The organism is Pseudomonas sp. IT-P258, assembly GCF_949767825.1.
GTDB lineage: Bacteria > Pseudomonadota > Gammaproteobacteria > Pseudomonadales > Pseudomonadaceae > Aquipseudomonas > Aquipseudomonas monachiensis.
Genome location: NZ_CATKPU010000025.1, coordinates 26772 through 48762 on the forward strand (window position 1 = coordinate 26772; position 21991 = coordinate 48762).

Consider the following 21991-nt stretch of genomic DNA (forward strand, 5'->3'; position numbering starts at 1 on the left):
TCGCGGGCTTGCCCGCGATGGGAACAACGCGGTCTAAAGCGAACTCACACCATCTCGTCGCGAATCCACTCCACTACCGACGTGCGCTTCGGCACCCAACCCAGCAATTCCCGCGCATGCTTGCCGCGCACCCGGCTGTTGGAGCCCAAACCATAGTTGGCCATCTCATAGCCCCACTCGGCTTCGGCGTCCTTGAGCGGCCAGTCTTGCGGTTCGCCCAGGTTCAGCGCCTGGGCCATAGCGGTGGTCATGTCGATGAACGACGCTTCACTGCTTTCGACGAAGTAGAAGGTGCCCGGCACGTTATTGGTCAGCGCCAGCAGGTACAGGGCAACCACGTCCTCGATGTGCACGTTGGACCAGATGTTCCGGCCAGTGCCGACATGGCGCACCACCCCGCTTTTGCGTGCCTGCTTGAGCAGGCGCGGCAGCTGCACGCTGTCGCGATTCACGCCCAGGCTGTGGCCGTAGATCAGCGTGTTGCAGATCACCGCCGAGTTCACCCCGTCCATGGCCGCCGCCAGGATCAGATTGTCGATGGCCACGCGCGCCGCCTTGTCGACTGTCGGTTCCGGCAGGTTGTCTTCGTAGTAGAGGATGTCGCTGGACTTGCCGCCCGAGGCATCACCGACGATGCTCGAACCGCTGGTGTGCAAAAACACTTTGCCGGAACCGCGCAAGGCATCGAGCAAGGCCTCCACCGCGCCACGATGATCGCTGCTGGCCGCGTTGATCACCGCGTCGGCAGCAAGCGCCTGATCGGCCAACAGGGCGGAGTCGTCGAGGGTGCCGATCACCGGGGTGATGCCCAGTGCGCGCAGCTCATCGGCTTGTTCGGCGCTGCGCACCAGACCGGTGACGTTGTGGCCGGCCTGGACCAGGCCCGTGGCGATGGAACCGCCGATAAAACCGGCGGCACCGGTAACGAATACGTTCATGGAGAAACTCCCTGCGTGGATAAGTGATGCAAGGAGTATCCGGCAGCGATCCCGGAGGAAAAATCCCTGCCGACCCAATTCACTTTTTCGCAGGAATCACGAATCAGCCCTTGAAATCTGCACTCGCATATTCGGCCAACTTGCCCTGGATAAAGTCCAGGAAGCATTGAATCCGCAGGGCCAGTTGCGAGTTGCGGTAGTACACCGCGTTGATCGGCTGGCGATAGCCGCTGTTGAACTCGGCCAGCAACACTTTCAAGCGTCCGGCACGAATGTCCTCGATGGTCATGAAGTGCGACAGGCTGGCGATGCCCTGGCCGTCCAGTGCGAGATGGCGGATGGTCTCGCCGCTGGAGGCGCTGATCGATGCCTGGATCGGCCAGCGATCGCCATGCATATAACGCAGCGGCCATTGGTTGAGGCCTTCGTTCTGGGTGAACCCCAGCAGCGTATGGTTGGCCAGGTCAGCCACGGCTTGCGGTGCGCCGTGCTTTTCCAGGTAGGCCGGGCTGGCGACGATGTGCAGCGGGCTGCAACCCAGGGAGCGGGCATGCAGCGTCGAATCGGTCAGGGTGCCGATGCGGATGGCGATGTCGGTGCTTTGCTCCAGCAGGTCGATGATCAAATCGTTGCTGTTGAGTTCGAGCTGGATGTCGGGGTAAAGCCTGCGAAATTCATCGATGTAGGGCACGATGGCGTGCAGCATGAACGGCGATGCTGCGTTGATCCGCAGCCGCCCGGACGGCGTTTGCTGGCGTGAGGACAGGCGCTCTTCGAGCTCATCCATCTGATCGAGAATGCGCTTGGCGTGCTCGAAGAAGTACTTGCCCTCTTCGGTCAGGTCCATGCGCCGCGTGGTGCGATTGATCAAAGTGGTGTCGAGCTTGGCCTCCAGCCGCGACAGCGTACGACTGACTGCCGAAGGCGTTTGCCCGACCTGCTCGGCCGCCGCGGAAATCGACCCGCATTCAATCACGCAGACGAAAACCTGCAATTCATCGGATCTGGCTTTCACGTGTGTCCTCGTTTGCGAATCGGCGCGGCAAGAATCGCCAAGATCGCAGCCTGCGGCAGCTCCTACAGGGTTTTGTGTACACCCGTAGGAGCTGCCGCAGGCTGCGATCTTCCTGGCCGTTGCATCGGATAGTAGCCGAGCGTCATGCCTTCAGGCCAAACACCTCAGCCAAATGCTGCTCATAACGCGCCACGTCGCCTTCGATGTTCGGGCGCTTCATCACGTCCACGCAGAGGAAAGTTGGCAAACCGGTCATGCCCAGGAACTCGTTGGCCTTGTGGAACGGGAAGTACACCGCGTCAACGCCTTTGGCCTCGAAGAAATCGCTCGGGTCGTCGAAGGCTTGCTGCGGAGCGTTCCAGGTCAGCGACAACATGTATTGCTTGCCGTGAATCAGGCCGCCGCTGCCGTACTTCTGCGACGCGTCCGAACGGGTGCGACCGTCGCTGGCATAGAGGCTGCCATGGCCCTCGGTGAAGACTTCATCGATGTACTTTTTCACGGTCCACGGCGCGCCCATCCACCAGCCTGGCATCTGGTAAATGATCACGTCGGCCCAGAGGAACTTGGCCACTTCTTCGGCGATGTCGTAACCCTCGTCGATGAAAGTGGTTTTCACATCCATGCCACCGCGATCCAGCACGCTCAATGCGGCTTCATGCAGGGTGGCGTTGTAGCGGCCGTTGGAGTGTGCAAATTTTTTGCCGCCATTGAGCAACAGGACTTTTTTCATGGGAGGTGGTCTCGGGAAGGTCGGGAATCGGATGGCGGCAGAGTACCGATCGACCTTGCGCGGAGTAAGCGTCGATTTGGCAAAATACATTTGACCTACAAGCACGAATCGATAAGCGATTGTTGCCTTAAACTGGCGCCAATTCTGACTTGAGGAGAGATGTAGATGAGTGAAATCCAGGGCTTTATCCTGCACGCCAAGACCCGCCCGGAAAAATCCGACGCCTTCGAAGCGTTTTTCAGCGGCTACGTGCAAGCGAGCCGAGCCGAACCGGGTTGCATCGAATACCACATGTTGCGCGACAAACAGGACCCGACCCTGTTCATCTTCTACGAGATCTGGCAATCCCAGGCCCACCTCGACGTGCACTCGAACCTGCCGCACATGAAGCAGTTTCTCGCGCAGCGCGATGAATACCTGGAACGGGACTTCGAGATCCGTGCCATCGAGATGATCAGCCCGTCGTCCGCTAGCCGCTGATCAGCAAATGGCCGCCGAGCAAACCCAGGCCAACGAAAAATACGCGTTTGAACCACAGGGCGCTGATCCGCTGGCGCAGCGATTGCCCCAGCCACATGCCGAGCATGGCCGGGATCAGCGCCAGCAGCGATGCGCTCAACTCGCCCCCGCCGAGCGCGCCGCGCCATAGCAATCCACCGGCCAGGGCCAGGGTCGAGACGGTGAACGACAGGCCCAGCGCCTGTACCAGTTCGTCCTTGCTCAAACCCAGCGCTTGCAGATAAGGCACCGCCGGAATTACGAACACGCCAGTGGCCGAAGTGATGACGCCGGTCAGCACGCCACACAGAGGACCGAGCCAGCGTTCGCTGCTCTGCCCTACGCGCACAGTCGGCAGGAACAAACCGCTCAGCGCATACAGCAATAATGCCGCCCCCAACCCTCGCACCACCCAATGGCCACCGCTCATGCCGATCCATAGCGTGCCCGCCCCGGTGCCGATGAAAATCGCCAGCACCATCGGCCACAACCGTTTGACCAGACCCGACAGATGCCCGCCGAATGCCAGTTGCCAGACGTTGGTCAGGGTCGCCGGAATGATCAGCAACGCCGCAGCCTGCGTCGGCGCCATAGCCAGACCGAGCAGACCCATGGCGACGGTCGGCAGGCCGAGACCGATCACGCCCTTGATCATGCCGGCCAGCACAAAGGTGCCGATAACCAGCATGGAAAGGGCTAAACCGAGGTTCTGATAAAACGCCGAGAGTGTATTCATGGGGGCCATGGTGGGCCCGCGGGGGTTGATTGAAAATCTGCCATATACTGAGGCTGCCTCTTGCCTTGACAGAGGCTGAAAATTTCGCTGAAGCGACTGGCCTCTTCGCGGGCAAGCCCGCTCCCACAGGGGACCGAGTTCTCGCAGAAGAAATACGATCCCCTGTGGGAGCGGGCTTGCTCGCGAAGGCGCCCTTCCAGACAACATTCAACTCGGGATTGTTGTAATGCACTTCGACCTGACCGACCTGCGCCTGTATCTGAACATCCTCGATACCGGCAACATCACCGCCGGCGCCGCACGCAGTCATTTGTCCCTCGCGGCAGCCAGTGCGCGCATCCGCGCCATGGAGGCGTCGCTGGGCGTCGAGTTTCTGCAGCGCAATCGTCGTGGAGTCAGCCCGACGCCGGCCGGCAATGCCCTGGCCCGACACGCCCGGGTCCTGCTGCAACAGGCCGAACGCCTGCAACAGGAACTGGCCGAATACGCCCAGGGCGTCAAAGGCCAGGTGCGACTGCTGTGCAACACCACGGCGATCACCGAGTACCTGCCAGAGTTGCTCGCGGACTTCCTGCACAGCCATCCCAACCTCGACATCGACCTGCAGGAACTGCCCAGCACCCGCATCACCCATGCCTTGCGCCAAGGGGCGGCGGACCTCGGCATCGTGTCCGACGCGGTGGACACCGAGGACCTGCAGACGCGAGCGTTCCGCGATGATCCGCTGGTGCTGATCATGCCCCGGGAACATCCCCTGGCCCAGGCGACCTCAGTGAGCTTCACCGACACGCTGCATCACGACTACGTCAGCCTGAATGCCAATAGCGCCCTGGCGGTGTACCTGGAGGAACAGGCGCTGCACGCCGGCCTGCGCATGCAGATTCGCATCCGCGCCGATGGTTTCGATGGGGTGATGCGCATGGTCGCCCGAGGGGCGGGACTGGCAATCGTACCGCTGGCCGCAGTCGAACGCGGGTCAGGCGGACTGTCCTTCAAAAGCCTCGCCCTGCAAGAACCCTGGGGCCAACGCAAACTGTTGCTCTGTGCCCGGGACTTCGCCGTATTACCCGGCTATGCCAAGGCCCTGCTGCACGCCTTGACTCTCCCCTGAGGGGCAGACTTTATCCTTGAGGTTTGATCTTCAAGGACAGCGATGATGGGTAAGCGAATATTGGTGATCCTCGGGCATCCGTCCGGCAACAGTTTCTGCGCTGCCCTTGCCGAGCGTTACACACAGTCGGCAATGCGCGCCGGGCATGAAGTGCGGCCGTTGTTTCTGGGCAGCATGGATTTTGACCCGGTGCTGCGCGAAGGCTATCAACAGGTCCAGCCGCTGGAAGCCGACTTGCGTAACGCCCAGGCCGATATCCTCTGGGCCGAACTGTTGGTGCTGGTTTATCCGATCTGGTGGGGTGGCGTACCGGCCTTGCTCAAGGGCTTTTTCGACCGGGTGTTCTTGCCGGGTTTTGCCTTCAAGTATCGCCAGGGCAAAGCTTTCCCCGACAAACTCCTGCGCGGCCGAACCGCCCACCTGCTGGTGACCATGGACACACCGCCCTGGTACTACCGCTGGATCTACCGCATGCCCGGTTTGCATCAGGTCCGCAAAACCACGCTGGAGTTCTGTGGCATCAAGCCAACCCGAACCCTCACCTTCGGGCCAATTCTCGGCGCCAGCGTAGACCGGCATGCGGCCTGGTTGCGGCAAGCCGAAGCTATCGCCAGCGCTTGAGTCGGTCGATAATGCGCCGAGCTCTATCCTCGGAGAAAAGGACCTTCCCATGTACATCGGCCAAGCCGCGCAACGTTCCGGTACCACGGTCAAAAGCATCCGTCACTACGAGTCGATTGGCTTGTTGCCTGCCGCTCGCCGCTTGGGCAAGTACCGCATCTATGACCAGCACAGCGTCGATCTGCTGATGTTCATCAAATGTGCACAACAGTTGGGCTTCAGGCTCAAGGAATTGCAGTCGGTCTTCGCCGGCCATCAGGGCCCGCAGTTGCCATGGGAGCGGGCACACCAGGTCCTCGCCAGCAAAAAGCAGGAAATCGCCGAGCGGATAGCGGCGCTGTCGCAACAGCACGCGCAATTGGTCGAATTCGAGAACAGCCTCGAACAATCCAGGCTCGACTGCCCACTGAACCGGAATTGAAGAACGTGCGTTTCTGGACAGCTCAGTGTCGAGCACAGACAACTGAGGGTTGGGCAGGCGCTATAGGGTGCGACTTCAGTTCTTGAGCCCACTGCCCGGAGTCATCATGACCGCACCGATTACCGTTCTTCGCGACACCCACCCGCTGCCCGTACTCGACGCCTGCAAATGGGAAAAACTCGAAGGCGACCCGCACACCGTCAACCTCAATGCCTACACCAGTGAAGACGGCAGCAAGATCATGGGCACCTGGATCTGCACGCCGGGCAAGTGGTACGTGGAATACGTGAAGTGGGAGTACTGCCACTTCCAGGAAGGCTACTGCATCATCACCCCGGAAGGCATGGCGCCGATCCACCTGCGCGCCGGCGACATTTTCGTCGTTGAACCGGGGATGAAAGGCACCTGGGAAGTGGTGGAAACCGTGCGCAAATATTTCGTGTTTGCCTGACAAAGCAAAAGATCGCAGCCTTCGGCAGCTCCTACGGGGTGTATACATTCCCCTGTAGGAGCTGCCGAAGGCTGCGATCTTTTCTTGCCAAATTAAAAAACCGGGAATCCACCCGACGCGGATTCCCGGAAATATCCCTTATTGCGGCTTGCGATAGCCGTTGATGATCGCCGAGAAGTCCTGTCCACCCTCCCCGCGCAAACTCATCGCCTGATACAACTGCTGGGCCACCGCGCCGAGAACCACCGGCTGGTGCGCCTGACGCGCAGCCTCAGTGGCCAGCCCCAGATCCTTGAGCATCAGTTCGGCACCGAAACCACCGGTATAGCCGCGCGACGCCGGCGCCGTTTCGACGATGCCCGGCCACGGGTTGTACATCTCCGAGCTCCAGCAACGCCCGGTGGAACTGTTGATGATGCCCGCCAGCACCTTGGTGTCGATGCCCAATGCATCGCCAAGCGCCATGGCTTCGCTGACGCCGACCATGGAAATCCCCAACAACAGGTTGTTGCAGATTTTAGCGATTTGCCCGGTGCCGACCTCACCACAATGGACGATATTGCGGCCCATTTGCGCCAGTACCGGTTGCAGGGTGGCGAACAGCTCAGGCGTGGCGCCGACCATAAAGGTCAGCGTCCCGGCGGCTGCACCACCGGTGCCGCCAGAAACCGGCGCATCGGCCATGGCCACGCCCTGTTTGGCAGCGGCGGCGGCAACGTCCCGCGCGGTCTGCGGATCGATGGTGCTGCAATCCACGGCCGGGACACCTTTGCCGATACCGGCGAGCACGCCGTCTTCGCCCAGCCACACACTGCGCACATGCACAGCGGCAGGCAGCATGGTGATGACCAGTTCGGCGCCTTCTGAAGCTTCGCGGGCCGTTGGGCTGATACTGCCGCCCAGTTGTTCCAGTTCCGCCAGCACGGCTTTGTTCAGGTCCACCAGGCGCAGTGCATGGCCGGCCTTGATCAGGTTGCGCGCCATTGGCGCGCCCATGTTGCCCAGACCGATAAAAGCGATTTTCATGTCCGGCTCCTTATCGCAGGTTGATGGTGGTGTTCACACCGTCGTTGACGCTGTCGTCATCGAACCAGCGACTGGTGACGGTCTTGGTCTGAGTGTAGAACTGCACCACTTGCTTGCCGTACGGGCCGAGGTCGCCGAGTTTGGAACCGCGCGAACCGGTGAAGCTGAAGAACGGGACCGGCACCGGAATCGGGATGTTGATGCCGACCTGGCCGACGTCGATTTCGTTCTGGAATTTACGTGCCGCCGCGCCGCTCTGGGTGAACAGGCCCGTGCCGTTACCAAACGGGTTGGCATTGACCAGGGCGATGGCCTCGTCGAGCGTATTGACCTCCAGCACCACCAGCACCGGGCCGAAGATTTCCTGGGTGTAGATCTGCATGTCGGTGGTCACGCCGGAGAACAGGGTCGGGCCGACAAAGTTGCCCTTCTCGTAGCCGGGAACCGTGATCTCGCGACCGTCCAGCTCCAGTTTCGCGCCTTCCTTGATGCCGCTTTCGATCAGGTCGAGAATCCGCGCCTTGGCTTTTTTCGAGATCACCGGGCCCACATCAGTGCCCGGCTCGCTGCCGGCATTGACCTTGAGCTTCTGCGCCAGCGCCTTGAGATCCGGCAGCCATTGCTTGGCCGCGCCCACCAGCACCACCACCGAGGTGGCCATGCAGCGTTGACCCGCGGCACCGAAACCGGCACCCACCAGCGCATTCAGCGCTTGTTCGCGATTGGCGTCCGGCAGCACCACGGCGTGGTTCTTCGCGCCCATCATCGACTGCACGCGCTTGCCGTGTTTGCCTGCCAGGTCATACACATGGGTACCAACGGCAGTTGAACCGACGAAGGAAACCGCCTTGATGTCCTTGTGGGTGCAGAGCCCGTCCACCACGTCCTTACCGCCATGCACGACGTTGAGCACACCGGCCGGAATGCCCGCCTCGATCGCCAGCTCCACCAGAAGCATGGTCGACATCGGGTCCTGTTCGGACGGTTTGAGCACGAAGGTGTTGCCGCAGGCGATGGCCATCGGGAACATCCACAGCGGAATCATCGCCGGGAAGTTGAACGGGGTAATGCCGGCGCACACGCCGATTGGCTGGCGCAGGGTGTAGGTGTCGACGCCACCGGCGACGTTTTCAGCGAACTCGCCCATTTGCAGACTGCCAATGGAGCAAGCGTGCTCGACCACTTCCAGGCCACGGAAAATATCGCCTTCGGCATCGGCAATGGTCTTGCCCTGCTCGGCGCTGAGGACCGCGGCGATGCGCTTGGAGTGTTCGCGAATCAGCGCCTGGAGCTTGAGCATGATGCGCATGCGGGCGCCGATCGGGGTCAGCTTCCAGGTCTGGAAGGCACGATGGGCCGCGCTGATGGCCGCGTCGACTTCTTCAGCGGTGGCAAACGGCACTTTGGCCAGCACTTGCTGGGTCGCCGGGTTGATGATGTCGTGCCATTCGGTAGTCTTGGATTCGACCCACTCGCCGTCGATCAACAATTTGACCTTTTGTACGGTGGTGTCGGTGGGCGTGAGCGATACGTTCATGTGGGTCTCCGGATGTTTGCTTTTTTTATTGAGAGCTATCTTGGGAGCCGGGGCGAGATAGTCGCCCTGAGATGAGCCATGTGTCGCGAATTGGTTGTCGGACTGTTTTTGGAGTATAGATGTGCAAACTTCTGATAAGAACGCACATAAAAACCGGTCCAACATGCAAAAAAACATCACCTCCCTCGGTTCGCTGAACTGGGATGACCTCAAGTTTTTCCTCGAAGTCGCCCGCACCCGCAAGGCCAGCACCGCGGCCAAGCGCCTGGCGGTGGACTACACCACGGTGTCGCGACGCATCAGCTCCCTGGAAACCGCACTGGGCACCTTGCTGTTCGAAAAATCCCGGACCAACGGCTTTGTCCTGACCGCCGAAGGCCAGCGGTTGATGGGGTATGCCGAGTCGATCGAAAGTACCTTGCACATGGCGTGCGAGCAGGTTTCCGGGTCTGGCGTGGCGCTGTCCGGTCACGTGCGCATGGGTTGCACCGAAGGCTTCGGCAGTTTTTTCATCACACCGCAGTTGAGCCACTTCGTCGACACCTACCCGGCGATCTCGGTGGACATCCTGCCGCTGCCGCACTTCATCAGCCTGTCCAAGCGCGAGGCCGACATCGTCATCGCCCTGGAGCGCCCGGAGCATGGCCCGTACGTCTGCTGCAAACTGTGCGACTACCGATTGCAGCTGTACGCGACCCAGGACTATCTGGACAACCACCCGCCGATCCGCAAACCAGCCGATTTGGCCAAGCATTCGTTTATCAGTTACGTCGACGACCTGGCGTTCAGCTCGGAGCTGTTGTACCTGGCCAACGTATTGCCCGGCGCCAGCGCCAACCTGCGCAGCACCAGCGTGATCGCACAGTTCGTGGCCGCGCAGCAAGGACGCTCACTGGCGATCCTGCCATGCTTCCTCGCCACCCAGGACCCGCGCCTGCTGCCGGTGTTGCCACAGGAAATCAATATCACTCGGCAGTTCTGGATGTACTGCCGCGAAGACCTGCGCAAGCTCAAGCGGATCACCCTGTTGTGGGATTACATCCGCCAGGTGACTGAGCAGAATCAGGGGCTGTTGATGGGGGAAAGTCGGGAGATGCTATTTGCCGATTAGTCGGAGCTGACCACAATCGCCACCCGGCGATTTTCGGTGCGGCCACTGGATGTGCTGTTGCTGGCCACCGGCACGCTGCTGCCCAGGCCACGCAGCTGGATATTTTCCTGTTTCATGCCGACGGTGTTGAGCACCTTGGCCACGCTTTTCGCCCGGCGCATGGACAGTTGCTCGTTGTACGCCTCTTTGCCCGATGCATCGGTGTGGCCATCGACCCGTACCCGCTCGATACCCACCCCCAACAACGCCTTGCCGATGCGTTCGACGATGTCGGTGCTCTGCTTGTTCAGGCTGTCGTCGTCACTGCCAAACAGGACCTTGCCGGACAAGCCAAAGGCCCAGCCATCGTCTGTCAGCTCGAACCCCTGCTGTTTCAGCACGGCGATTTGCGCCGGGGTCAGGCCTTTGGGAGTGGTTTGGCAACCGGCCAGGCCCAGCAAGGCCACGAGCAGGGTCATGGTGAAAAAACGCAGGGAACGCGGGTTGAAAGTGAACACGTAAATCAGCTCCTGTTTTGAACATCGGCGGCAGGGTGCTCCGACCCTGCCGTGTACTGTGCGCCTCGGGACAGGCGCTTGGCCTGGTACATCGCGCCATCGGCGGCGTTGAGCAGGGCACCCGGCGTTGCGCCATGATCCGGGTACACCGCGACGCCGATACTGAGGGAGGTCAGTACCTGGGTACTGCCCGGCAATGGAATCGGCATGTCCATGCTGGCCAGAATCTTGTCGGCAATCCGTTCGGCGTCTTCGGTCTTGTGCAGTGGCGTCAGCAGCACGGCAAATTCATCGCCACCCAAGCGCGCCACCAGGTCCCCTTCGCGCAGTTGCGCCCGAACCCGATTGGCCACGGCCACTAACACCGCATCGCCCGCCGCATGGCCGAAACTGTCGTTGATCTCCTTGAAGCGATCGCTGTCGAGAAACAGCACCGCCACTCGCTCGCCGAGCTTGTTGGCGCTGCGCAGTGCGCGCATCAGGCGACCTTCGAAAAACGCCCGATTGGGCAATCCGGTAAGGCTGTCGTGGTTGGCCTGGTGAGCCAGGGATTCGTTTTCGCTTTGCAGGTGCGACTGCCAGGCTTCGAGCTCATCGAGCAGGGCATTGAAGTCGTTGCCGAAATTATCCAGTTCGGCAATGTCGGCGGGCGGCACGCGCTTGTCAAAGGCGCGGTCAATGCGCGCGGCGTGGGCGACGGCGGCCAGGTTGCGCAGGGGCTTGATGATCCCGCGAAGTTGTCGGCGCGCCAAAAAGAGTGCAACCCAGGCGCTGATGGCCGTGCACAAGATGATGCCCACCAGACCGCTGAGCAAAAAGCGCATCAGGCTGGCGCCATGACCGGTGAGCCTGATGCTGCCGACTTCCCGCCCTTGATGGAGGATCGGCATGCTCATGGGTTCTTCCAGAAACGCTTTGGCGATGTGCAATTCGAGATCGGACACCCAACCGGTTTCCGGTCGTTGCCAGCGGGCCAGCAACTGGCCCTGCTGGTCGAACACCTGGGCGTCGGCCACCTCTTCGTTGGAGGCAATCAGCGCCAGCGCTTCGGTGGTGGCGGTTTTGTCGTCGAACACCACCGCGGCTTCCACGGTGTAGCTGATCGAGCGGGCGATCAGGTGCAGGTTGTTGTCGGCGTACACGCGCAAGGCCAGCACACCGAGCAACGTCAGTGAAACACTGGCCATGGCGACGCCTACCAGCGCAACGAGCAGGTTGCCGCGACCGATGACCGAATGCAAAGTCGGGCGATTGCCCCGTTTCAGTATTTTCATGGCGCCGCCGGTTTGCGACGGGACAGTTGCAGCACGCTCGGATGAATGCGTACGCCGCTGCGGGCGACAGAGTCGAGATTGACCTCGAACGACACCTGCTCGTCGCTGACCCGCAAGCAAAACAGACTGCCGACGGTGCATTGCTCGTCGCTCTCACTGATGCTCAACACCGGATGCCCGATCAACGCGGCAAACAATCGGCTGCGTTCTACGCCGGTCAGCTTGCCGATATAAACCGCATCGCAGTCACTGACAATCGAAGGGTTGTCGGCCAACAAACGCTGCACCGCGACAGGTCGACCGGTCGCCTGGGTCGTGCCTTTGACCAGGTCGTCGGTGTATTCGGTAGGGCCGACCAGGCACAAGCGCAGCAGCAAAGGCTCGACGGGCCAGCGGGCATAGCTGAGGATTCCGAGGACTACCTGGGTAACCGCTTTGGCACGTTGGTCCGCCATGCCCACCGGGGCTTGCGATTGAGCGAAAACGACGCTGGCCAGCAGACAAAGAAGGATGGCAAGCAGCGCTTTTCTACAGCCAACGACGCACTCTGTCGTCCTGACAGCCACCTTCATGCAGGGATACTCTTTGACCGTAGCGAAATGATGCCGCAACGATAGCACAGCGAGGAAATGCCAGCGAGGCCACGTACTACGCAGCCTCGGACATTTTCCTACAGCCTGTTACTGACCTTTCAGCCTGTCGGCTCGCTGCCGTCCTTGAGCTCCAGCATCAGCCCGCTCAAGCGTTTGACCCGGCGTTTCACCGCCTCTTCAAACACCCCCGCACGGGACTCGATCAAGGTGAACCAGTCCTTGGCCCGGGTAATGCCGGTGTAGATCAATTCCTTGGTGAGTACCGGATTCAAGGCATCGGGAAGAATCAACGCGGTATGCGCGAACTCCGAGCCCTGGGATTTATGCACGGTCATGGCGTACACGGTTTCGACATCATTCAGGCGGCTGGGCAGGACAAATCGCACGCCACCCTGGCCATCATTGCGTGGGAATGCCACACGCAGAACCTGCCTTCCAGTCCCCTGGCCTTCCTGTTCCGGGAGCTTGAGGGCGATACCGATATCGCCGTTCATCAACCCCAGCCCGTAATCGTTGCGGGTCATCAGCACAGGGCGACCTTCGTACCACTGCTGGTCGCTGTCGATCAGGCGCGCCCTGAGCAATGCCTCCGTCACCCGCTGGTTCAAGCCCTCGACACCCCATGGCCCCTTGCGCACGGCACATAACAACTGGAATGCGTCAAAGGCCTGCAACACTTGTCGAGCCCAATCAATCCAGCGTGAATCTTCCAGCGGGCTGTCCAGTGGCGGTCGCTGATTGCGCAGCACGCTCAGGTAATGTCGATAACCCTGCGGCCCCTCACCGTGGCCGTCGAGAAGCAAGCGTTCCAGGGCCCGATCCTGCTCCCCCTTGAGGGACAGGCAATGCACATCGTCATGGCTTCGCGCCGACAACAACTTGCGGGCTTCATCGGGTTGCTGCTGGTTGACCCAGCGAGCCAGTTGGCCAATGCCACTGCCTTCACCGAATCGCCGGGAATGGCGCAACATCACGACCTGTTGAGCCAATGGATGAGTGCCCTGCGCATCCTCCTGCAATCCGCTGGCCTGCAGGTTTTCGCCACTGACGGCTTCCAGCCACCGGCGTGTCTGCGGGCTGTACCAGCCAGCCTCCGCGTCGCGACACAGATCCCCCAATACCGCACCGGCCTCTACCGACGCCAATTGGTCCTTGTCCCCCAACAGCACGAGGCGCGCATGGGGCGGCAAGGCATCGAGCAGGTTGGCCATCATTTCCAGGTCGATCATCGAGGCCTCGTCCACCACCAACACATCCAGCGGCAGGCGATTGCCCGCGTGATGCCGGAAATGACGAGTCCCGGGCCGGCTGCCGAGCAGGCGGTGAACGGTGGTGACGTCGGAGGGGATCTTTTCCCGAACGTCCTCCGTGACCTTCAAGGTCCGGACCTGCTGGCTGATGGATTCGGTCAGACGCGCCGCGGCCTTGCCGGTAGGCGCGGCGAGGCGAATGCGCAGGGGCATGCCGGCCTCGACCGCCGGCGCCTGGAGCAACGCCAGCAAGCGTACGACGGTGGTGGTCTTGCCGGTTCCCGGCCCCCCCGTGACGATGCTGAAGGCACTGCGCGTCGCCAGGGCGCAGGCCAGCTTCTGCCAGTCGATCACTTCACCCGGCCGGGCTGGACCAAACAAACCGGTGAGGCGCTGGAGCAGGTCGCTCGGCGTGGATTCGTGTTCCGTCAGACGCTCGCGCAAGGAAACGTCGATCCGCCGCTCGTAGGCCCAATAGCGGCGCAGGTACAAGCGTTTGCCCGATAACACCAAAGGCCGGTCGCGCACGTTGTCACGACTGTCAGCGGCCAGTGCGACCAGGTTGCTGGCGGCCAGCACCTTGCACCAATGAGCGCCGTCCAGCGATCCCAGCAATTGCGAGGGCAGCAGCATCGCGCCGCCTTGCACGTCACCTTCGGGTGGCAGCGACAGGGCGAAGTCCGGTTCTTTCAGCGTCTCGAACAGGTCGAGGCAGACATGCCCGTGGCCCAACTGGTGGCTGGTCAACGCGGCTGCCAGCAACACCAGCGGATCATCCTCTGGGGCCAGCTCATGCAGAAACGCCACAAAGGCTTTGTCCAGCGCGCGCAACCAGCCACGCTCGACCCAACGCGTGAGCAATAACAGCAAGTCGTCGGCACGCCTCAGCGGCACCAGATCGGCCAGGCTTTCGGCTGCCAGCGATGTGGGCAACAAATCGGCGAATGTGCGACTCATAACAGTACTCCCTGTTCCCAGGCGGGCTCGGCCTTGGGTTCTGGCTTGCCCTGGAACAGCCTGTCCAGGCGTTCGATCAGCTCTCTTGGCGGCCGGGCGAAAAACACCCCCTGGCTGGCCGCGCGCGTACCGCGCAAAAACAGGTACAACGCACCGCCGACATGCCGGTCGTAGTCGTAATCGGCGAGCCGCGCCTTGAGTTGGCGGTGCAGGGCCAACAGGTACAACACGTATTGCAGGTCATAACGGTTGTCGAGAATCGATTGCTCCATGGCCTGCGCGGTGTAGGCCGCATCATCGACGCCGAGCCAGTTGGATTTGTAGTCGGCCACGTAGTAGCGGCCGTCATGTTCGAACGTCAGGTCGATAAAGCCCTTGAACATGCCGTTGAGCAACACCGGTTCCGCGGCCACCCGGGCCACGCCGTTATCGGTGTATTGGCACACCAGCGCATCGAGCTTGAGCACATCGACCTTATGGCTGGCGAACCAGAACTCCATCTCGACCTGGTACTGCGTCAACTGGCCAAATATCACCGGTGCCTGTCCGCCGCCCAGTTGCAACGGCGACTTGAGCAGATGCTGCAACCAGTCACTCAACGTGCTGATCCAGCCCTCCCAGCCTCGACGGTTGCAGCGACGGGCAATGGCGTCGATCACCTCCTGTGGTGCCGCAGCAAAACCTTCGCCCCCCGCCCATTCGAGCAAGCCATGGAGGAAAGTGCCAGGGTTCGGGCCGCGCGGGAAGCGATGGATATCGCCGCCACCGGCCACCACTTCCCTGGGGGCCTGCGGGTCGAGGCGCTCGTCGTCGAACAGTTTTTGCGCCTGCGGGCTCTCCGGCGCCTCGTCCGTGCCGACACTCAGGGTGTCGCCAATGCGCAACGCGCTGTAGGAAGCGATCCACCAGTTTTCACTGGCCTTGCGTTTCGGAACCAGCGGAACCAGCAGTGCTGCGTCGTTTTGCGGTGGCTGGTAATGCTCCGCTGTCGCTTCAGGCATCTCGGCATACGCCAGCGCCGGGCAGTCCTGTTGCAGGTCCCGCAACCAAAGCTGCAACGCCGGGGAATCGGCCAAAGGCGCACCGCCGCCCAGCAGATAACCCAATGCCGACAGATGCAGCACCGAGCCATTGTTGTTGCCGCGCTTGAGGTCGGCCACCCCCAGCCAGCAGGCGTGTTGCGCCCGGGTCAGGGCGACATAGAGCAAGCGCAGATCCTCGGCCAGACGCTCATCGTCAGCCAGGGCAATCAATTCTGCCGTCGGTTTCAACGTGACCTGGGCATTGCCGGATTCATCGTGGTAGTGCAACGGCAGGCGGCTGCCATCCACCGGTTTCGCCGAGCAAATGAACGGCAGAAACACCAAGGGGTATTCAAGGCCCTTGGACTTGTGAATGGTCACGACCTTGACCAATTGCTCATCACTTTCCAGACGCAGGATCTGCTCTTCGCCAGCCTGCCCGGACAACGCCAGATGCTCGGACAAATGCCGGATCAGGGCTTGCTCGCCATCAAGCTCCGCGGCGGCTTGTTGCAGCAGTTCGAAAAGGTGCAGAAGGTTGGTCAACACGCGTTCGCCGTCACTGCGGGCGATCAGCGCCTGGGGCAGGCGGAAGTCGTGCAGCAGGCGTCGCAGCATCGGCAGTACGCCCTGCTTGCGCCATACTTCGCGATAGCCACGGAACTGCATGACCCGGGATTCCCAGGCCAACTCGTCCTGATTCAGCCGCTCCAGCTCAGTCAGCGAAAGGTTCAACGTGATGCTGGCCAACGCGGCCCGCAGCGGTCGCTCGACATCCGGCTCGGCGCAGGCCTTGAGCCAGGTCAGCACGTCATGCGCCTCCTGGGCGGCGAACACCGAGTCCTTGTCCGACAGGTAAACACTGCGCACGCCACGGGCGGCCAATTGCGCACGAACCGCCTGCGCCTCCTTGCCATCGCGTACCAGGATGGCGATGTCCGCCGGCAGCAGGCCCCTGAAGGCCTTGCCGTCCTGGGAGAACCCCGCATGCCCGTGCTGCCCGCCATTGAGCAACGCCGTGATTTCACTGGCGCAGGCAGCCGCCAGGTGTTGCCGGTACACCGCACCGGACAACGGTTGTTCGGCCGGCAAGTGCCAGATGTTCAAGGCCGGGATTGCCTGGTCATTGATGCGCAAGACTTCTTTGCGACCCTGGGAGGCAACCGGCGTGAAAGGAACCGGGTTGTCGCCATTCTTCTGTCGGAAGAGGAAAGCGCCGCGGCCCGACTCCCGTGCCTCGGCGCGCTCGAACACATGGTTCACCGCGTTGACCATGCCATGGCTTGAGCGGAAGTTGGTGCCCAGGGTGTGCAGGCGGCCGGTGGTGGCCTGGCGGGCGCGCAGGTAGGTATGGATGTCCGCACCGCGAAAAGCGTAGATCGCCTGTTTCGGGTCGCCGATCAGGAACAGGCCACACTCGGGGCTGTTCTCTTCAATGCGATAGATGCTCTCGAAGATTCGGTATTGCACCGGGTCGGTGTCCTGGAACTCATCGATCAGGGCGACCGGAAACTGTTCACGAATCAGGGTTGCCAGGCGTTCGCCGCCATCGGACTGCAAGGCCGCATCAAGGCGCAGCAACATGTCGTCGAAACCCATTTCCGCGCGGCGGCGCTTCTCTTCCTCGAATCGCGCCCCGACCCAGCGGGCCGCGTGTTGCAGTACGGCGGCATCAGGCGTTGGCAGCCCATCGAGACAGGCCTTGAGGCCGGCCATCGCATCGAGCCCCGGATGTCGAGGCGCCTCACCCTTCCAGGCTTCAGCCATGCCGTCCGGGGTCAGGCGAGTGAAACCGGTGCCGATATCCAGTTGCTCGAGGGATTCGTCTTCGGCCCAGGCTTTGATCTTTTCAAACCAGGGCTCGAAATAGCGTGCCTGCATCTTGCGACCGTCGACAGCCTTGGTGGCAACGCCCTGGTGACAGATGACAAGCAACTCGTCCGCCCACTGCAGCCAGGGTTTCTTGAGTTCGATCAGGGCCGCCCGTCGTTCTTGCAGGCATTGCGAAATCACTTCGGCGGGTTCTTTCCCTTCATGCGCATCCCGCTCGCTGGCGAACAGCGCACGAATCCGCGGCAGCAGCGCCGCCGGCCCGCCCCAATTACCGCGCACCCAATTCAAGGCGTCACCTTGCATCGGGTAACAGAACAGCCGCCAGTAATCGCGCAGGACCTCCCCCAGCAAGTCGCTGTGGTCGGTTTCCAGGGTCTGGGTAAACAGGCTGCCGCTGTCGAATGCGTGCTCGCGCAACATACGCTGGCACCAACTGTGGATGGTCGACACCGCTGCCTCGTCCATCCACTGGGCGGCGATATCCAGGCGGTTTGCGCAGCCGGGCCATTGCTCGGGCAGGTACTGATCACGCAACTCGGCAATCAGGCTGTCGGGGGCCGGGGTTTCATCGCGGAAATAGCGTGCGGCCTCGGCGAGCCGCGTGCGGATGCGTTCGCGCAGCTCTTTGGTCGCGGCGTCGGTGAAGGTCACGACGAGGATCTGCGGCGGCAACAGTTCTCGTCCGAAACCACTGTCCTCCCCGCCATTGCCCAGCACCAGGCGCAGGTACAACGCGGAAATGGTGAACGTCTTGCCGGTCCCGGCGCTGGCTTCGATCAGTTGGCTGCCGCGCAGCGGGAATGCCAGGGCCAGCGGTGTCTTCGTGCTCATCAGCGCGACTCCTCGCTGGACAGTGAACGCCAGGGTGCTTCAAGAAGCGGGCGATAGAGCGCGTCACACCACTGGGGGAACGTCTCGTCGGCGACCAAGGCATCGTAATCGGCGAATTGGCGCGCGAGTGCCGGGCTTTCGCGACGCTCTCCGTCCGTCGTCTGCCCATCCCCTTCATAGGCCTTGCGCGCAGCGGCTTGGGCTTTGACCGGGTCGGTTTGCCCCAGCCACGCGAAGGCCGTCTTGACCGCGATCGGCAGAGGCTGGCGCATACCCGACTGCCAGGCCATCAACAGGTCACCGAGAATTGTCCGCGCCGTGGACTGCTCCATCGGACCGAGCAACAGACTGTCATCGCTGGCCACCAATGCGGTGGTCAAGGCCATGCCACTGGCACACGCCATCAGATGATTGACCCAGGGGCGGGTCAGACGATGCCATTTGCGCGACTTGATCGAGCCGATACTGTTGGGGATCGTTGTGACAGACAACAAACCACCATCAGCACGCTGATGCAGACCGCTGAGCCAGCCCTCGATGTGCAGGCCCTGCAGTTCAAGACTGACGGCCAACGCGCTGCTGAGGGGGGTTGGCCACAACGCCAGGAGCTGTTGGTGGCGTTGCAGCAAGTCAGGCAATGGCTCGATCAATTCGCGTTGCAGGCACTCACCGAATCCGGCCATGGGCAGCAGCCCGCTGTTCTGCAAACGTTTCGCCTGATCCTGCAGTGCCTGCCCGGAATTTCCAGGATCTGCCAGCGCCGCTTCGAGCAAACGGTCACTGAGGCTGTAACGCTGCAACGCATCCAGGACAAAGGGCTCTTCATCGGCCAATGGCACTTCTGCCGCCTCGAAGAAGACCTTCAGCCGCTGGCTGAAAAAGTGCCGTACCGGATTGCGCAGGAAGTCCTGCACCTGACCGAGACTCAGAGGTTCGTCCTGGACGTGGGGCGCGAGCACTTCGGCGCTTGCCTGCTGCTCTGCCGCCTGATGAAGCACCTGCCATTCGCTGGCGTAGCTGAACGACTCATCACCGTCGTGAAAGTAGCGAGCACTGAAGGGTTGCAACGGGTGTTCCCGGGTCATGGCTTCCAGCAGATCCTCGTCGCCTTGCAGCAATCGCCAACCGCTGGCCAAGTGGTCACGCAACTGGCCGATCAATACCGACGCAGGCCGCTCGCTGTTATCGCGAATGCTGCGGCCCACCCAACTGATGTAGAGCTGGTCCCTTGCCGACAGCAAGGCTTCCAGTAGCAGGTAGCGGTCGTCTTCGCGCCGGGAGCGGTCACCCGGACGGTAATCACTGCCCATCAGGTCGAAATCCAGCGGCGGTTGCGCGCGCGGATAATCGCCGTCATTCATGCCCAGCAGGCACACCAGTTTGAACGGGATGGCGCGCATGGGCATCAAGGTGCAGAAGTTGACCGCACCGGCCAGAAAACGTTGGGACAAACGGCCCTGATCCAGACCTGCAAGCCAGGCTTCGCGGACGACGGTCAGCGGCAACTCGTCCTGCAACCCGACTGACTCGCAGGTCTCGAGCCAGGTCTCGCGCAGTTCTTCGAGCTGGGCCAGCAAGTAGTCATCGTGTTCGTTACCGGCAAGGAAGAACAACTGCACCAAAGCCTGCAAGCGCAAGCCCCATTGCCCCGGCGATGCAGGCTGAGAGAGTTCGTGGTGAGCCACTTCCAGCGCGTCCAGCAATGCAACCAGCGGACCGATGAGCGCAGCGTCCAGACCACCGATCTCGTCGTAGGGTTCGATACCCTCATAAGCATCGGCGCTGCCAACGGCATAACCGAGCAACATCCGTCGCAAGCCGAAACGCCAGCTGTTTTGCTCCAGTTCATGCGGCAGCCCAAGCCCGGCACGTTGCTCGGCATTCATCCCCCAGCGAATGCCGGCACCTTCGATCCAGCGGTGCAGCGTCGGCAGGTCACGCTCCTCGACGCCAAAACGAGCGCGCAGCGCGGGGACGTCCAGCAGATCGAGAATTTCACTGACGGGGAATCGGCTGTCGGGCAGCTTGAGCAGGTGCTCGACAGCAATCAGCAATGGATCGCGACCACGCTGGCCCTGGTCAGCCAGGGTAAACGGAATGAAGCGTGGATCCTGGCGGTCAAGCTGACCAAACACGGCACGAATATGCGGTGCGTAGCTGTCGATGTCCGGGACCATCACGATGATGTCCCTGGGCCGCAATGTCGGGTCGGAGCTGAAACGTGCTAGCAGCTGATCGTGGAGGATCTCGACTTCTCGCTGGGCGCTATGGGCGATGTGAAAACGGATCGATTCGTCCTGTTCAAGATCGATGGCCGGCCAATGCTCCCGAGTCTCGTTGAGGGGACGCAACTCGAGGATGTCGTCCTGCAACTGGTTGAGCACGTTCAGCGGCAGACCATCACTGAACAGGTCGATGCGCCCGTCGCGGAATGCCGAACGATAGCTGCTGGGATCGTCATAACTGTCGAGCAGGTTGATGTAGTCCCGCCCCTGCTTGCCCCAGGCGGCCAACAGCGGGTGAGCATGTTGGTGGAGGGTTTGCGGATCGATGACTACCGGCATGCCGCTCTTGCGGGCCTGACGCTTGTATTGATGGCGCAGCAGGTCTTTATCGGCGACGATGTCCGCCCAATGGTGACGACAGGGGTTGTGTACGCACAGCAGGACCTGACTGAATCGCGCCAGTCCCGCCAGTGCTTCCAGGGCTTGGGCAGGCAGCGAAGAAATCCCGAAAACGATCACTCGCGAGGGTAATCCCTTGGGAGCTGTTTCGAGGTTATTGATGCGCTCGACAAATCGCTGATGGACGCCGGCACGGCTTTGCGCCATGCCTTCTTCTCCCACGTCCAGCAAGAGGGCGCGCCATAGCTCAGCCTGCCAGCAATTGGCCGGGGTCAGGGGTTTGGTTTCGCCCCTGGCGTTTCGTGTTTGATGTCGACCTTGCGCCCAGTCTTCGAGCCAGTCAGCTCGGTACACCTGGTATTGGTCGAACAGATCCGCCAGACGTTCAGCCAATTGATAACGTTTGCGCAGATCGGTGTCGTGGGTCAGGAAACGTTGCAGCGGCTCGAAGTGCGGCTGGTTGATCAACTGCGGCAGCAGGCGCATCAGACGCCAGGTCAGCGGGGCTTTATCGAGCAGGGAATTGACCGGGATTTCGTCGCGGCCAAGGACCATGCGATAGAGCTGCCACATGAAGCTGCCGGGCAACTGCACGTCGATGGCGGCAGCGATTCCGCAGCCTCCCATGTCGTCGTCTTCAGCATCTTCCGCCAGTGCCAGCTTCAGCCATTGGGCAATGCCATTGCTTTGCACCAACGCGATTTCATTCTCCAGGGGAGCCAGCGGGTAGCGCCGCATCCAGCTGACCACCAGGCTGCGCAATTCGTCCAGGCGGTTGCCGTGAACCACCATAAAACCAGCACTGAGGGACGTCGCGTCCGGCATAAAGGCTTCCTTGGAAAATACAAACGCCAGGGGCGAACCTTAGCATTGTCGGGAGACGGTGACAGCGTGAACCTGCTCGTTGTTGCT

The 21991-nt window shown here is 61.6% G+C and carries 18 protein-coding genes; 6 read left to right on the forward strand and 12 right to left on the reverse strand.

Annotated elements, in window-relative coordinates; translation table 11 throughout:
• Nucleotides 1-44 precede the first annotated feature (44 nt).
• The 3 genes from ACM6G4_RS11595 to ACM6G4_RS11605 form a co-directional block, all read right to left on the reverse strand.
• A complete protein-coding gene (locus tag ACM6G4_RS11595) occupies nt 45-938 on the reverse strand; it encodes an NAD-dependent epimerase/dehydratase family protein (RefSeq protein ID WP_414913716.1) in 894 nt (297 codons plus the stop codon).
• Between the two features lie 103 nt (nt 939-1041).
• On the reverse strand, nt 1042-1953 hold the full coding sequence (locus tag ACM6G4_RS11600; protein WP_414913717.1) for a LysR family transcriptional regulator: 912 nt from the start codon (nt 1951-1953) through the stop codon (nt 1042-1044).
• Between the two features lie 142 nt (nt 1954-2095).
• Nucleotides 2096-2686, reverse strand: coding sequence for an NAD(P)H-dependent oxidoreductase (locus tag ACM6G4_RS11605; protein ID WP_414913718.1), 591 nt, complete (start codon nt 2684-2686; stop codon nt 2096-2098).
• A gap of 165 nt (nt 2687-2851) precedes the next feature.
• Between ACM6G4_RS11605 and ACM6G4_RS11610 the strand changes: the two genes are divergently transcribed.
• Nucleotides 2852-3166: a putative quinol monooxygenase gene (locus ACM6G4_RS11610; protein WP_056728136.1), complete on the forward strand. Its 315-nt coding sequence runs from the start codon at nt 2852-2854 to the stop codon at nt 3164-3166.
• Here ACM6G4_RS11610 and ACM6G4_RS11615 read toward each other — a convergent pair.
• The gene (locus ACM6G4_RS11615) at nt 3156-3920 is read right to left on the reverse strand and encodes a sulfite exporter TauE/SafE family protein (protein WP_414913723.1); all 765 of its coding nucleotides are present in this window, start codon (nt 3918-3920) and stop codon (nt 3156-3158) included. The two genes, ACM6G4_RS11610 and ACM6G4_RS11615, sit on opposite strands and share 11 nt — an antisense overlap.
• Before the next feature lie 226 nt (nt 3921-4146).
• On the opposite strand from ACM6G4_RS11615, the gene ACM6G4_RS11620 reads away from it, so the two are divergent.
• From ACM6G4_RS11620 to ACM6G4_RS11635, 4 genes are all read left to right on the forward strand, one after another.
• Nucleotides 4147-5031 (forward strand): LysR family transcriptional regulator, encoded by an 885-nt coding sequence (locus ACM6G4_RS11620; protein WP_414913719.1) that lies wholly within the window; start codon nt 4147-4149, stop codon nt 5029-5031.
• Between the two features lie 42 nt (nt 5032-5073).
• On the forward strand, nt 5074-5652 hold the full coding sequence (locus tag ACM6G4_RS11625; RefSeq protein ID WP_414913720.1) for an NAD(P)H-dependent oxidoreductase: 579 nt from the start codon (nt 5074-5076) through the stop codon (nt 5650-5652).
• Between the two features lie 49 nt (nt 5653-5701).
• Nucleotides 5702-6073 carry a MerR family transcriptional regulator gene (locus ACM6G4_RS11630; protein WP_056728128.1) on the forward strand — a complete coding sequence of 124 codons (372 nt, stop codon included), beginning with the start codon at nt 5702-5704 and terminating at the stop codon, nt 6071-6073.
• 106 nt (nt 6074-6179) lie between these two features.
• Nucleotides 6180-6524: a cupin domain-containing protein gene (locus ACM6G4_RS11635; RefSeq protein WP_046038617.1), complete on the forward strand. Its 345-nt coding sequence runs from the start codon at nt 6180-6182 to the stop codon at nt 6522-6524.
• Between the two features lie 138 nt (nt 6525-6662).
• Here the strand turns inward: ACM6G4_RS11635 and mmsB are convergent, their stop codons facing one another.
• Together mmsB and ACM6G4_RS11645 are read right to left on the reverse strand one after the other, a co-directional pair.
• Complete coding sequence (mmsB, locus tag ACM6G4_RS11640; RefSeq protein ID WP_056728126.1) at nt 6663-7550, reverse strand: 3-hydroxyisobutyrate dehydrogenase; 888 nt, start codon at nt 7548-7550, stop codon at nt 6663-6665.
• Between the two features lie 10 nt (nt 7551-7560).
• Nucleotides 7561-9087, reverse strand: a complete 1527-nt coding sequence (locus ACM6G4_RS11645) for a CoA-acylating methylmalonate-semialdehyde dehydrogenase (protein WP_056728124.1) — start codon at nt 9085-9087, stop codon at nt 7561-7563.
• A gap of 163 nt (nt 9088-9250) precedes the next feature.
• On the opposite strand from ACM6G4_RS11645, the gene ACM6G4_RS11650 reads away from it, so the two are divergent.
• Nucleotides 9251-10198: a LysR family transcriptional regulator gene (locus ACM6G4_RS11650; RefSeq protein ID WP_095942484.1), complete on the forward strand. Its 948-nt coding sequence runs from the start codon at nt 9251-9253 to the stop codon at nt 10196-10198.
• On the opposite strand, the gene ACM6G4_RS11655 is transcribed toward ACM6G4_RS11650, so the two are convergent.
• The 6 genes from ACM6G4_RS11655 to recC all read right to left on the reverse strand — a co-directional run bounded on the left by ACM6G4_RS11655 (nt 10195) and on the right by recC (nt 21904).
• The gene (locus ACM6G4_RS11655; RefSeq protein ID WP_263291790.1) at nt 10195-10656 is read right to left on the reverse strand and encodes an OmpA family protein; all 462 of its coding nucleotides are present in this window, start codon (nt 10654-10656) and stop codon (nt 10195-10197) included. The two genes, ACM6G4_RS11650 and ACM6G4_RS11655, sit on opposite strands and share 4 nt — an antisense overlap.
• 44 nt (nt 10657-10700) lie before the next feature.
• A complete protein-coding gene (locus ACM6G4_RS11660) occupies nt 10701-11969 on the reverse strand; it encodes a diguanylate cyclase domain-containing protein (protein ID WP_409078332.1) in 1269 nt (422 codons plus the stop codon).
• A complete protein-coding gene (locus ACM6G4_RS11665; RefSeq protein ID WP_056728113.1) occupies nt 11966-12541 on the reverse strand; it encodes a YfiR family protein in 576 nt (191 codons plus the stop codon). Before ACM6G4_RS11665 ends, ACM6G4_RS11660 begins: the two co-directional genes overlap by 4 nt.
• A 119-nt stretch (nt 12542-12660) precedes the next feature.
• A complete protein-coding gene (gene recD, locus ACM6G4_RS11670) occupies nt 12661-14769 on the reverse strand; it encodes an exodeoxyribonuclease V subunit alpha (protein WP_223542311.1) in 2109 nt (702 codons plus the stop codon).
• The gene (recB, locus tag ACM6G4_RS11675; RefSeq protein WP_414913721.1) at nt 14766-18455 is read right to left on the reverse strand and encodes an exodeoxyribonuclease V subunit beta; all 3690 of its coding nucleotides are present in this window, start codon (nt 18453-18455) and stop codon (nt 14766-14768) included. Before recB ends, recD begins: the two co-directional genes overlap by 4 nt.
• On the reverse strand, nt 18455-21904 hold the full coding sequence (gene recC / locus ACM6G4_RS11680; protein ID WP_414913722.1) for an exodeoxyribonuclease V subunit gamma: 3450 nt from the start codon (nt 21902-21904) through the stop codon (nt 18455-18457). Before recC ends, recB begins: the two co-directional genes overlap by 1 nt.
• Between the last annotated feature and the right edge of the window lie 87 nt (nt 21905-21991).